The organism is Paratractidigestivibacter faecalis (genome assembly GCF_003416765.1).
GTDB classification, from domain to species: domain Bacteria; phylum Actinomycetota; class Coriobacteriia; order Coriobacteriales; family Atopobiaceae; genus Paratractidigestivibacter; species Paratractidigestivibacter faecalis.
Genome location: NZ_QSNG01000001.1, coordinates 1,109,599 through 1,123,150, shown reverse-complemented (window position 1 = coordinate 1,123,150; position 13,552 = coordinate 1,109,599). Strand labels below are relative to the sequence as shown.

Below are 13,552 nucleotides of genomic sequence, written 5' to 3'. Positions count from 1 at the left end.
AGTCAGGCGAGAAGTGCCTGGTTGCGGGCCCTGGGGCAACTACATGGAGAGGGCGTCGTCCACGAACTTGGCGGCGTCGGCGAAGGTGGCGCACTTGTTCAGCTGCATGTAGGGGACCTCGACCTCGTACTCGTCCTCGAGGGCAGAGGCAAACTGCACGATGTTGACGGACTTGCAGTGCAGGTCGTCAACGAAGCTGGTGGCCTCGGAGAGGGTGGAGGGGTCGACGCCAAAGATGTCGGCGGCCTTGTTCTTGAGGATCTCGACGACCTCTTCCTGGAAATCGTTCATGTCAATGCTCCTTCTTGTTTGGTCTTGGTGACAAAGGGACAGTCCCTTTGTCAACTTCTCTTGGTCGTGCGCGGCGGGCTACTTGTTCTCGTCGCCGTGCCAGATGTAGTCGCCCACCTGGTACTTGGGGGGAACGACGGGAATCTGCAGGTAGGACTGGTGCTCGCCGCCGGTGTGGATGACGTGGATGCCGTCGCCGTTGTCGGTGGCGTGGTTCATGTCGTTGTCGTGGAACCACTCGGTCTTGATGAAGCGACCGGCAATGACGACCTGGAACTTCTCGCCCTTGTGCCAGAAGCGGGAGTGCGGGTACATCTCCACGTCCACCGGGACGATCTCGCCCGGCTGCATGCGCTCCTCCTTCTCGTGGGAGTGCACGGGCTGGAAGTCGCTGGCGTACTTGGGGTCGAGGTCGCGGTGGCTGCAGCGCAGGAACCCCCACGCGCCGCGGAAGGGGGCGCCCATGACGCGGATGGGCACGTAGTTGCCGTCCTTGTCCAGCTTGATGACCCAGGGGAAGAGGTCCATGTTGTCGTAGCCGCGGCACTCGACGTTGAGGTGCAGCTTCATGTAGCCGGTGATCTCGGTGTCCTCGGTGAACTGGTAGGTGAACGTCGTGGTCTCGGTCTTGGGGTCGTAGGTGACCTCGGACTCGTTGGCGTACTCCTCGAAGCCGGCCGCGTGGTTCTCGGCGTCCAGGTACAGCTTCTTGTACTCGGTGCGCTTGAGCGGGAAGGTCTCCTCGGCGCGACGGCTGGCGTAGTCGTAGTCATAGCCGTCCATGACGTCCAGGCGGACGCGCGGGGTCATCTCCCAGCCGTTGTGGATCTCCTTGCAGTAGCGGTCGAAGAAGCGGCGGATGTCGTCGAGGTTCTCGGGCTTGTAGCTGTCGGGCCACTCGAAGTCGCGGTGGGCGCGCATCCACTTCTTGGGGGTGCGGATGCGGCGGAAGCCCTCGAAGGCGCCGCGCAGGTGGTGGTGGACCCAGCCGGCGGTGACGTACGTGGGGATGCGGATCTTGTTCCAGTCGACGATCTTGTCCTTGTAGTACGCGTTCATGAGCGGGTACTTGGCCACCATCGCCGGGGTGTCCTCGATGTAGTTGTTGACGGCGAGGGCCTGGATGATGTGGGTCTCGTAGTCGGGGTTGGGGATGCCGCCGCAGAAGTAGGACTCGCGGTAGAGGTCGCCCTGGCCCTCCCAGGCGGCGAGGCAGGCGAGGTGGGGAGGCCTGGTGGCGGCGATGCGCCAGTGGGCCATGCAGACGCCGGAGTTGCCGATCATGGTGGCGCGGCCGTTGCACCACTCCTGGGCCGTCACCCACTCGATGAAGTCATAGCCGTCCTGGGCGTCCTGGGAGCCCCAGAGGTAGACGTCGCCCTCGGAGTTGCCGACGCCGCGCGGGTCCACGTTGGCCACGGCGTAGCCGTAGTGGCACCAGTAGCCGGGGTCGGGAGCCTCGAACTTGGCGTACTGGGAGACCGTCTTGGGCGGCACGCCCATGAGCTGCCAGGAGTCCATGCCCTCGGAGGGGTTCTTGCCGAAGGGGGCAAAGACGCAGATGACGGGCACCTTCTCCGTCGTGTTGGCGGGGCGGTAGATGTCGGCGTAGATGGTGGTGCCGTCACGAAGGACGCAGGCCACGTCGCGCTCGCACATGACGCCCGGAATCTCGGTCATGTAGGTGTGGGGGTTGTACTTGGCGCAGAAGCCCATGGTGGCCACCATCTCGCCGTCGCCGGCGTCGGGGTCCTCCTGCAGCTTGCGCTTGATCTCGTCCAGCTCCTCGCGGGACTTGCCCGGGTTGCCCTTGGCGAAGGGGACCTCGAACTCCTCGCCGCCGAAGGTCATCTTCTTGGTGATGCCCGGCTGCTTCTCAGCCATGCGCTCTCCTCTCGGATGTTCTTGACGCACCCCCTCGGGGCCGCGTCCTGGTCATGGATGAGTGTCCGTTTTTGGGGCGAGAAGGTCATTGGACTGGATGACAAACTTTCCCGCGTCCGCCCGCGTGGTCGTGGTATGCCGTACAATGGCCGGCCCGCCTCCCCTTGCCAAAAGGAGGAACGCGCGCGTTATGATGGTTCCAAAAGATGCCTGGGGGGATTTGACATGAAGCTGAGGACCGTCCTTAACGAGCTGCAGTGCGCACCGCTTTGCGTGGGCCGTGACGAGCTCCTGGACGAGGACGTCATCGTCGTGCCGGAGTACGAGAAGAACGTCCCGCCCGAGGCAAAGCTCCTGCGCCTGTGCAGCCTCCAGAGCTACCTGGAGGAGCACGTCAAGGCCGGCGAGGGGCAGGTCCTTCTCGTCCACACCCAGGGCGCCCTTCCCGAGGGCTTCTCGTGCTCGGCGGACGCCGTGGTGGTGAGCCACCCCTACTCCTACGGGGACTTCCGCGCCACCTTCCTGGACCTTCCCGCCGGCGCGGCCATCCTCGAGGTCAGGCGCGAGAAGATGTTCGAGGCGTTCCTCTCGTCCTACGACCTGCCGCAGTTCGCGCGCAGGTCCTCCGAGGTGCTGGGCAACCCTGTCATCATCGTCAACGCCGACATGCGCCTTCTCGCCACCGCCGGCGAGTTTCCCGCCGACGCCCCCGACGTGCAGGAGGTCCTCTCCTGCGGCTACGTGTCCGAGGGCGTGAATTCCGAGCTCGAGGCGGACGGCATGATCGAGGCCGTCCGGCACGCCCGCCACTCGCTGCTCTCGGGCACCACCCGCTTTGGCAGGCACTGGGTGACCTCGATCATCTACTACCACCACCTCGAGATGGGCCGCTACGACGTCATGGAGTCCGACCGCCCCATCACCGGCTTTGACCTGGAGCTCGTCGACTACGCGGGGCAGCTCGCCGGCATCATGATCGACCGCCTGGGCGCGGCGGGGGAGCGCGTGGGCTTTGGCTCGTCGGTCCTGGAGGACCTCGTGGCCGGCGCCTTTGCCAACGAGCCGACCATGCGCGCGCAGCTCGCCCTGACGGGCCTTCCGCTGGACGTCTCCTACGTCATGATGGCCGTCATGGGCCAGCGCGGCGCCGGCAAGGACTACTACGCCCGGGTGGGCGGCATCGTGGCGCGCGCCTTCCGCGACTGCCTGTGGTGCGCCCGCGAGAACTGTCTGGTGGTGCTTGCCCCCATCGGCAGGAACGAGTGCGTGGGCTACGACGACTACGCTCGCGCCGCGCGCAGGCTCTCGGGAAACACCCAGCTCACGAGCGCGCTCGAGAACAACGACCTGCGCGCCTTCGTGGCCGAGCCCCTGCGTGACCTGGCGCTCGCGCCCGGCAGGCTCGCGCAGGCCACCGACCTCGCGCAGGCCTGCGCCTCCCGCGTGGCGGGCCGGGTGGTCTACTTCTGGGAGAACCGCTTTGCCGTCCTGGCCTGCGCCCCGGAGGGCGCCGACCGCCTCGAGCGCATGCTCGACAAGCGCGTGGTCGCCATGGCCGACTACGACCGCGACCACGGCACCGACTACCTCAAGACGGCCGTCATGTCCGTGCGCTTCCCCGGCAGCCCCGCCGAGGCCGCCGGCGCCCTGAACGTCCATCGCAACACGTACTTCTACCGCGTGAACAAGGTCCGTGAGCTCTTCTTCATCGACCTCAAGGACGGCGACGACCGCCTGGCCACGTCCTTCTCCACGTCCATCCTGGAGGGCCTCGGCTGAGCAAATGAGATAAAGGGACAGTCCCTTTGTCTCATTTTGCCCGCCGGCCCCAGCCGGCGCTCGGCGGCGACCGTTGTCATCCAGCACAACGGCCCGTCTCGGCTTGCCCCGGTTCTCTATGCGTTTGCATAACGGCTTTGGCCCTACGCTTTTCCGTGAAAAGGCGGCCCGCCTTAGGGAGGTGCGCCGCACACCGTTTGTGCACGGAGAGGAAAGGGGTCGCCATGACCAAGATCGTGGGCGTCTCGTTTGGCACCAAGAACGGCAACAACGACACCATCTGCAAGGCTGTGCTTCTGGCCGCCAAGGAGGCTGGCTGCGAGGTCGAGTTCATCCGCGCGATGGACCTCGACATCAAGCACTGCACCGGCTGCATCACCTGCGTCAAGATGCTCATGAGCGGCACCAAGAACATGTGCATCCACAAGGACGACTTTGACTGGCTGGCCTTCGAGATGTTCCGTGCCGACGGCGTCGTCATGGTCGACCCGATCTTCGAGACCGGCGCCTCCGGCCTGTTCCACACCATCATGGATCGCTTCGGACCCCGCATGGACACCGGCAACAACTTCATCTCCACGCAGATCGCCAAGGGCCGCCTGGCCGAGGGTGGTCCCGCCGCCCAGGGCGTCGTGGTCCCCGACCCGGCCATCATGAGCCCCAAGGCCGTCTCCTACATCGGCATCGGCGGCTCCGACTGGGGCACGCATGTCCAGTCCGAGCACCAGCTCCAGGCCATGACCCCCAGCTGGAAGGTCATCGACAACGAGTGGGTGCCCTGGTCCAAGACGGCCCTGATGGACGACGCCCTCATCGACCGTGCCACCCAGATCGGCCAGAACCTGGCCGCCGCCGCCAAGCAGATCCAGGAGAACTGCGCCTCCGGCAAGCAGCCCTACGAGGGCGTTGAGTACCAGGGCAAGAAGGGCATCTGCCCCCACTGCAACTGCAACGACTTCTACATCGTCCCCGGCGAGAACCGCGCCATCTGCTGCGTCTGCGGCCTCGAGGGCGAGCTGTCCGTCGACGAGACCGGTGCCCACGTCACCTACAGGGACGAGGACCTGCACAAGGCCCACGACATCATCTCCGGCAAGGAGATCCACGGCAAGGACATCCAGGAGAACGAGGGCAAGCTCGCCGAGATGAAGAAGACCCAGGCCTACAAGGACCGCGTCAACTTCTACAAGGAGGCCATCTCCGCCACCACTCCCGAGCGCTAGGCAAGAGCTCCGAGGTCACGCAAGGCCATGCCGGCCCCGACCGCCCCTGTGCGGCCGGGGCCGTTTTTGTCCCATCGCCTCCGGGTGCTCACGGGCTTCTCGGCTGCTCCATGTCTGATTGCACAAAGGGCGCGGGCGCGCGCGGGCGAGGTCGGTGCGTGCGCACATGGAACGGGCGGCTCCAAAGCGCGATGGTGTACTCGTAGCTTCAGATTGAAGTTTGGTTGCGAGAAGCGCATCTAACAAGGAGGATTCGCATGAAGCAGCTTGAGACTGACGTCGTCGTCGTTGCCGCCGGCCTGTCCGGCCTGGCCGCGTCCGTGGCTGCCGCCGAGGGCGGCGCCCGCGTCATCACCCTGGAGAAGGCGTCCAACACCGGTGGCGCCGCCAACATGGGCATGGGCCCGGCCGCGGCCGGCTCCCCGGTCCAGAAGGGCTCCATGATCGAGGTCACCCCCGGCGAGCTCTTCCGTCGCCACATGTTCTACACGCACTACCAGGTGGACGCCCGCCTGGTCCGCGACTACTACTTCAAGTCCGGCGACACCATCGCCTGGCTGCAGGACATGGGCGTGGTCTTCAACTCCGTGCGTCCCGCCTTCCGCGCCCGCGAGCGCACCCGCGGCTACTCCGACGGCGAGTACACCTGGCACGTCGTCCAGCCCGAGGACGGCTCCGAGCCCGGCCCGCGCGCTGCCACCACGATGACCAAGCGCATGACCGAGCGCGCCCAGGAGCTGGGCGTCGAGTTCATGCTCGAGTGCCCCGCCACCGGCCTGGTCAAGGGCGAGGACGGCGCCGTCTGCGGCGTCACCGCCAAGGACAAGGACGGCGAGGAGTACCAGATCTCCTGCAAGTCCGTCATCGTCGCCACCGGCGGCTTTGGCCACAACGCCAAGCTCATCAAGGAGAAGCTCGGCTTCGAGTGGGGCAAGGACCTGTTCTCCTTCGCCATCCCCGGCATGGACGGCGACGGCATCAACATGTGCCACGAGGTCGGCGCGGGCCACACCCCCGTCACCATGGAGCTCATGTACCAGATTCCCGACAACATGAACCACTTCTACGTCGAGGGCGCCTTCCGCCAGCCCTGCTACTGGTGCAACCGCCTCGGCGAGCGCTTCATGCCCGAGGACGAGATCTACAACACCACCTTCGTCGGCAACGCCATCAACCACCTGCCCGGCAAGGTCGCCTACGCCATCTTCGACTCCCGCATGCTCAAGCATTGGAAGAAGGACGGCCCGGACATCGTCTCCCACGTCCACCCGCACGACCTCTACGAGGGCTTCGAGGAGCAGTGGAACCGTGACCTGGAGGCCGGCTACCCCGCCATCTGCCAGGCCGACACCCTCGAGGAGCTCGCCGAGAAGGCCGGCATCGACGTCGAGGGGCTTCTTGCCAACGTCGACGAGTACAACGAGATGTGCGACAACGGCTGGGATGACATCTTCGAGAAGGAGCGCGAGTTCATGCGCCCGCTGGAGAAGGGCCCCTTCTACTGCTGCAAGCAGTACTGCGGCGCCTACGGCACCCTGGGCGGCGTGCTCATCAACCACAAGATGGAGGTCATGACCGACGACTACGAGGTCATCCCTGGCCTCTACTGCGTGGGCACCGACGCCTGCACCATCTACGGCGACTCCTACAACTACTGCATCCCGGGCAACACCATGGGCTTCTGCCTCAACTCCGGCCGCATCGCCGGCGAGAACGCGGCGGCCTCCTGCTTCGAGGACGCGGGCGACGAGGAGTGGTCCTAGGCCTAGCCTGGCTTGACGAGCGCAGGCGAGAAGGGCTTCTCGCCGCGTGACCATTGCCCTTCTGAGGCGCCCGGGGGAGGGGTTTCCCGGGCGCCTCTTTTGGCACGTTGGAATACGTTTCGAGGGGAAACGCATGAAGCTTTCAATCAACGGGACCGAGGTCGAGGCCGCCGAGGGACAAAACGTCCTTGAGGCCGCCCTTGACGCCGGCATCTACATCCCGCACCTGTGCAAGCACCCCGACCTTGAGGCCGTGGGCGGCTGCCGCCTGTGCATGGTCGAGGTCGAGGGCACCGACGGCCCGGTCTGCGCCTGCAAGACGCCCGTGGCCGAGGGCATGGTGGTGAGCACCACCGGCGAGGCCGCCGAGCGCGTGCGCAAGATGGCCATGGAGCTCATCCTGGCCACGCACCCCACCGACTGCACCGGCTGCCCCAAGTACGGCAAGTGCGAGCTGCAGTCCATGTACCAGTACATGGGCGTGTCTCCCACCCGCTGGCGCGTCAAGAGCCGCCCGGTTGCCACCGACGACAAGAACCCGCTCATCACCCACATGTTCACCCGCTGCATCCGCTGCGGCCGCTGCGTGCGCGCCTGCCGCGAGCTGCGCGGCGTCGGCGTGCTCGACTACCAGCACACCGAGGAGGGCATCCGCATCGGCACCGACGGCAGCGTGAGCCTTCAGCAGGCCGGCTGCCGCTTCTGCGGCGCCTGCATCGAGGTGTGCCCGACGGGCTCCATCGTGGACACCCTCAACATGTTTGACGAGAACAAGTCCTACGCCGACAACGTGGTCCCCTGCCGCTCCGGCTGCCCCGCGCACGTGGACATCCCGCGCTACCTGCGCCACATCCGCAACGGCGAGTACACCCAGGCCGCGGCCGTCGTCCGCGAGAAGGTACCCTTCCCCGAGAGCCTGGGCGACATCTGCGTCCACAACTGCCAGGGCGCCTGCAAGCGCAACGGCCTCAACGGCACGCCGGTCTCCGTCTGCCGCCTGAAGCGCGCCGCCGCCGTCCGCGACGAGGGCACCTGGAAGGCCAACGTCCGCCACGAGCCGCTCACCGGCAAGCGCGTCGCCGTCGTGGGCGCCGGCCCCGCCGGCCTCACCGCGGCCCTCTACTGCGCCGAGAAGGGCCACCAGGTCAAGGTCTTCGAGGCAAACGAGAAGGTCGGCGGCCAGATGCGCTACGGCATCCCGGCCTACCGCCTGCCCGACGAGACCGTCGACGCCGAGGTGGCAACCATCCTGGAGATCTCCCAGGCCGGCGACCCAGAGCCCCGCATCGAGCTTGCCTGCGGGACTCGCGTCGCCAACCCCAAGGCGCTCTTGTCCGAGGGCTTCGACGCCGTGCTGGTGACCATCGGCACCCACGACGGCACCGTGCTGCCCATGGCCGGCCACGACCTTGAGGGCGTCGTCCGCAACACCGACTTCCTGAAGGCCGCCCGCAGGGGCGAGGCCGAGGACCTCACGGGCCTGCGCGTCATGGTCCTGGGCGGCGGCAACGTCGCCTACGACTGCGCCCGCACCGCCGTGCGCCTGGGCGCCGCGTCCGTGGACGTCGCCTGCCTGGAGGCCGAGGCAGTCATGACCTCCACCCCCGAGGAGCGCGCCGAGGCCGCCGAGGAGGGCGTGGTCCTGCACGACGCCTACGCCTTCACGAGCATCAACGAGAGCGCCGAGGGCTCCGGCAAGGTCGGCTCCATGACCATCCACAAGATCGAGCGCTTCTACTTTGACGAGAACCACCGTGCCGTGACAGAGCTTCTCGACGGCGGCGAGATGACCATCGACGTGGACCGCGTCATCTTCGCCGTGGGCCAGAAGCCCGAGGGCACCGCGGACATGGGCTTCGAGCTCACCCACGGCCCCTACATCGTGGCCGATGCCGAGGGCAAGACCAGCGTCGAGGGCGTCTGGGCCGCCGGCGACTGCGTGACCGGCACCAAGTCCGTCATCGCCGCCATCGCCGCGGGCCGCGAGTGCGCCTCCGCCATCGACCGCGCCCTGGGCGGAGACGGCGACATCGACGGCGAGCTCACCGAGCACGAGGCCCCCTGCCAGCACATCGGCCGAGCGCCGGAGGGCTTCTACGGCGAGGCCGTGCAGCCGCAGTTCCGCGACGCCGAGGAGCGCAAGCACGACTTCGACGTCTTCGAGTGCCCCTACACCGAGCAGGAGGCCACCTGCGAGGCCAGCCGCTGCCTGCAGTGCGACCTGCGCCTCACCCTCACCTCCCCGCGCCTCTGGAACGAGTACTAGGAAAGGAGCCCAGAACCATGACCGTCGTCAACCTCATGCCTGCCCACAGGCAGGCCCCCGTCGCGCTCTGGCTCCTGGCCAGGGACTTTGACGCCTCCGTCTCAAGAATCGCCGACTCCGGCGCCAAGGCCGTGCTCGTCCCGGCCGGCCACGAACTTGCCGCACGTCTCGCCGACGCGCTGGGCGACTCCGTCCGCGTGGTGGAGTGCAACCCCGAGCTCGGCTTCGTCTACGCCAACCCGTCTGCCGCCGCCAAGGTGCTCTCCGGCGAGAAGCCCATCCCGTCCTGCGCCAACGGCGAGGGCGCCGACTCCGTCATCGAGGGCAGCGCCCTGCTGGCGGACGAGGGCAGCCGCTGTGTCTGGCTCGAGGGTGCCTCCGAGCCCGTCTGCCTGGGCGCCACCGCCACGGTGGCCGAGCTCGCAGCCGCCGCCGGCGCCGAGGAGCCCAAGGCCGTCTACGTCGGCTATCCCGCCGGCACGCTGACCTCCGCCGCCGACGCCGAGGCCACGGTCGAGCTCGCCAGCGACTACGTGCGCGTCTACACGGCCAAGAACTGCATGGCCAACGCGCTGAACGAGATCTGCCAGCTCTACCGCCACGAGACCTGCGGCCGCTGCGTCTTCGGCCACGAGGGAAGCCACCAGATCGCCACCATCGTGGCGGACGTCTGCCGCAAGAAGGGCAAGCCCTCCGACCTGGCGCTTCTGCGCGACCTCTGCCCCGTCATGCAGAGCCAGTGCCTCTGCGAGCAGGGCCGCGTCATGGCCAGGACCGTCATGGCCTTCCTCGACCTCTTCGAGGCCGAGATCTCTGCCCACATCGGCAAGAAGACCTGCCCGGCGGGGGAGTGCAAGGCGTTTCTCACCTACCACATCCTGGCCAGCAAGTGCCAGGCATGCAACGCCTGCGTGGACTCCTGCGAGGAGGACGCCATCCTGGGCCGTCCGCGCTTCATCCACGTCATCGACCAGAAGGCCTGCGCCCAGTGCGGCGCCTGCCTGGGCTCCTGCGAGTACGGTGCCATCGTGACCGCCGGCGCCGTCAAGCCCAAGTGCCCGCCCAAGCCCATTCCCTTCAAGCGCAAGTAACCTGCGTTTTCAGCCTGTCTGGTTCGGCAGCGTTTTTTGCCTGTCCGGATCGGTAGCGCCCGCTCGCCTCGGCTTATGCTGAGACGAGCGGGCGCTACCGTTAATGAGCCATCTGCCGTCTAAGCCTGATATGGCAACCGCTCATTGAGACAGCGCGGCCGTCTGGGATTGTTTAAGTAAATTGGATATACGGGAAATCACGCGGGTGGTTCTTTGCCTTTGGAGGAGCAATGTCTTGGGTTCTTTGGACAGCGCTGCTTGCTGCGACGCCGTATGGGCCCTTTATCGTGGGAGATCCCGTTGCCCCGGGACTTTGCGGGGCTATTGTTCACGCGACTGTTTTGGCGCTGTTAATCGCCTGGCACTGGCTGGGAGATTGGCTTGAGCCGCGAATCCTGCGCGTATTTCCCAAGGCATTCGACTGGTTCTTTCTGGCAGCACGAACCATGACCCTCATGCTCGTTCCGCTTGGCCTCGTCGCCGTTATAAACGCAACGGTTGAATCGGTCGATCTCCCTTGGGGTCTGGTCGAGCTTATCGATAACCTTGAGGTTTTCTGCCGCATAATCGGTACGTTCGGTTGGTGCCTCTATCTCGATAAAAAAGTGGCCGCGCAGGGAAGGCCTCCGCGTTTTGCGGCGTCGCGATCATATTTCTTGGGCTGCGCCTGGCCTTCGGCGGTTTTGCTGGCTGCTCTTTCGTTGTGCGCCGCAAGCTTGGTGCGCTCTGTGCTGCTGTCCATTTTTGTGGCCGTTGCAGTCGTGCTTTGGGGGCGGCACAGCTTCAGAGCCGGCGCGCTCCCGGGAAGAACGGCCATGTACCTTGTCGCAGGGCATCTGATGTTCTCTTTATTCCTTGAGTTTCTGATGAGTCTATGGTCGAACATGATATTCGAGACGTATTACCCGCCGGCGATGGTTTTTGGTTATTTGGCAGTTGTGCTGCTGTGCGCATCTCTTTTCGAGGCGGTGCTAAAGGGCATGACCAAATGGCGCGCAAAAACGACGCCGGCGGCGTCTATCGACAGCTTACCGGCAGCCAACGAAGAAGATGAAGTTGCGAATTTGCTAGGTAAAGCCGCCAGCTCGCCCCTAACCCAGAGGGAGCTCAGCGTCATGTGTAAAACGGCGCTGGGCCATTCGGCTGCCACCATAGCGGACTGCCTGGGAATTGCCGAGGCTACGGTTGCCTCGTACCGTCGGCGCGGCTATGAAAAACTGGGGTTTTCTGGAGCTTCCGAGCTGCGGCAGTATGCTCGTGACAGCAAAAGGAGGCCGGTTGCCGCTAACGAATCTGGTGAGAAGGAAAAACAAACGAATGAGCCTTCCGTCGCGGGGATGGCGGCCTTCGTCATATTGATGCTCGCAGTCATATTTATGGTCTGGCCGGATATCATCTATAACCACAGCAAAGGTGACTATGGGTCCATTGGGGGAATATGCCGCTTTGGCCTGCTTGCCTTTGCGGCTCTTCTTGTTCTGATGGGCGTTGCATGGTCCGAGGTTTACGCCGGGTCGAAAGAGGCCGTCGACTCGATCAGAAAACTTACGGCGCGCGAGGCGGCAATGACGCTTGCACATTACCTGCTCTTTTCGGTGGGTTCCTACTTTGCGTGGTCTTCTTCCCCGGTATGGACTGGTATCGGATTAGACCTCAATCAGTATCTTGCTTACCGTCTAAAGATATTGCTCTTGCTGGTACTCGTATTTCTTTGTTTGGGCGCCGAGAAGCTTGAAATCGACGGGTCTGCCGGATGCTCCAGACGACTTCTTACCGCGTTTGTCCTTGGTGTTCGAAGGCTTGTCGGGATGGGGCCGGAGAACCTCTTCTTTCTCGCGGCAGCCCTATATATATCGGAATGGTTTGATTACTACCATATTGGGGCGCTTTCAAATCCCATTGCCTATGTGTATCCCGCTGCCATAGTGGTTCTAATCATCTGCTTGTGGCGAAGGCTGGGGTGGCGCCGCATTAAAGTGGCTCCAAAGGGCATCGAGCAGGCGAGGCATTATCTCATGGGCCGAGGGCTCGGCCAGCTTCAGGCTGACATTCTGATCAACCTTGCTAGTGGGGAGGACCTTGCGTCTGTTTGCAAGAAGAACACCACAACGCCTGCAACGGTTTACTCATACCGGACGAGGGCTTTTGAGAAGCTCGGTCTCAACAGCATCGGTGAGCTGCGGAAACTACTTAAGGATGAGGCGGGCTTTACAAGCTGATTCATTAATTGCATAGCGTTGAGTGACAGACATCGCAACCTTTCTTTGCCAGAATCGGTTCTACCACCCGATGGCGAATTGGATAGGAGCGTGATGTGGTGATGGATTCATGCGCTGGCACCTCGAGAAAGTGTCTATTACCGGGTTGGTTGATTGCGGCCGTAGCTCTATTGGCGTTTATGTTCCCAATTAAGGCGTTGGCGACAGAGCGCGATTATAAGGTTTCGGTAACGTATGACGACTCAAACTCTGGAGTTGCATCCTGCTCTTGGTTTGGGGAACCCCTGACTTTGAACTCATATGAAAGATTCGGGCCTTATTCATTTGATGGCTCGAATGTCGGTCTTGAACTTACATCTAGTTGCGCTAAGACCGGTTTCTTCACGGTGACTCTCTTAAGAGTTTCGGATACATCAACCATTCGGATAGGGTCCGCCTCCCTTAAAAGCAATGGGTTCACGAAGGCAACATGGAGCAATGTCGGATCTGGTCAGTACATGTTTGAATTTCGCAGCAATCTTGGTTCGTTGATTACGGCACCAACCGTCGCAATGTACAGCTGGTGAAAGGAGTAATTTATCAATTTATTAAGCGAAGGGTTGGCGAGTTTGCAAATGAGGTGGGGATGGAAAGGAGAGTACCGATGAAGTTTGAGAAAACCAAGAAGAAGGTGGCAACTTTGGCTCTGCTGGCGGCGCTGACATTTGGCTTTGCAGCACCGGTTTTTGCAGCGTCTTTTACCAACATTACACTTGGTCCTTGGTGGGAGGACGTCTCCATCGTGAGCGGAACCAAACACAGTGGATCGGGCACAGCCCTGATCTCTGTTAGTTCCAGCTCAAAGAACGGTGGTAATTTCTGGATTACCAAGGATGGAAATCAGTGCTCTTATTCCGTTGACGTCCATGTGAATCAGAGCAAGGGCTCTTCTTATCACAACAGCGGGACTTCGGGCACTGTTGTTCTCCATGGTCATCAATACGGTTATGGCTCTGGGACAGATTATGTAACCGGTAGTGTGAACTTTAACAATTAA

The 13,552-nt window shown here is 63.6% G+C and carries 9 protein-coding genes; 7 read left to right on the top strand and 2 right to left on the bottom strand.

The genetic code is table 11. The annotated features are described in order from the left end of the window. Positions 1 to 39 precede the first annotated feature (39 nt). Entirely contained in the window at positions 40 to 291 is a 252-nt protein-coding gene (locus DXV50_RS04975) for an acyl carrier protein (RefSeq protein ID WP_117205070.1), read from the bottom strand. A 78-nt stretch (positions 292 to 369) separates the two neighbouring features. After that, entirely contained in the window at positions 370 to 2,175 is a 1,806-nt protein-coding gene (locus tag DXV50_RS04970; RefSeq protein ID WP_117205069.1) for a CocE/NonD family hydrolase, read from the bottom strand. Between the two features lie 225 nt (positions 2,176 to 2,400). On the opposite strand from DXV50_RS04970, the gene DXV50_RS04965 reads away from it, so the two are divergent. From DXV50_RS04965 to DXV50_RS09570, 7 genes are all read left to right on the top strand, one after another. After that, on the top strand, positions 2,401 to 3,954 hold the full coding sequence (locus tag DXV50_RS04965; protein ID WP_157966966.1) for a PucR family transcriptional regulator: 1,554 nt from the start codon (positions 2,401 to 2,403) through the stop codon (positions 3,952 to 3,954). A gap of 224 nt (positions 3,955 to 4,178) precedes the next feature. Then, positions 4,179 to 5,177 carry a flavodoxin family protein gene (locus tag DXV50_RS04960; RefSeq protein ID WP_117205067.1) on the top strand — a complete coding sequence of 333 codons (999 nt, stop codon included), beginning with the start codon at positions 4,179 to 4,181 and terminating at the stop codon, positions 5,175 to 5,177. A 257-nt stretch (positions 5,178 to 5,434) separates the two neighbouring features. Then, the gene (locus DXV50_RS04955) at positions 5,435 to 6,940 is read left to right on the top strand and encodes an FAD-dependent oxidoreductase (RefSeq protein WP_117205066.1); all 1,506 of its coding nucleotides are present in this window, start codon (positions 5,435 to 5,437) and stop codon (positions 6,938 to 6,940) included. Between the two features lie 133 nt (positions 6,941 to 7,073). Continuing rightward, positions 7,074 to 9,206 (top strand): FAD-dependent oxidoreductase, encoded by a 2,133-nt coding sequence (locus tag DXV50_RS04950; protein WP_117205065.1) that lies wholly within the window; start codon positions 7,074 to 7,076, stop codon positions 9,204 to 9,206. A gap of 17 nt (positions 9,207 to 9,223) precedes the next feature. After that, positions 9,224 to 10,297: an NADH-ubiquinone oxidoreductase-F iron-sulfur binding region domain-containing protein gene (locus DXV50_RS04945; RefSeq protein WP_117205064.1), complete on the top strand. Its 1,074-nt coding sequence runs from the start codon at positions 9,224 to 9,226 to the stop codon at positions 10,295 to 10,297. 230 nt (positions 10,298 to 10,527) lie between these two features. Continuing rightward, positions 10,528 to 12,516, top strand: a complete 1,989-nt coding sequence (locus DXV50_RS04940; RefSeq protein ID WP_117205063.1) for a response regulator transcription factor — start codon at positions 10,528 to 10,530, stop codon at positions 12,514 to 12,516. A gap of 643 nt (positions 12,517 to 13,159) precedes the next feature. Continuing rightward, the gene (locus tag DXV50_RS09570; protein WP_147556687.1) at positions 13,160 to 13,552 is read left to right on the top strand and encodes a hypothetical protein; all 393 of its coding nucleotides are present in this window, start codon (positions 13,160 to 13,162) and stop codon (positions 13,550 to 13,552) included.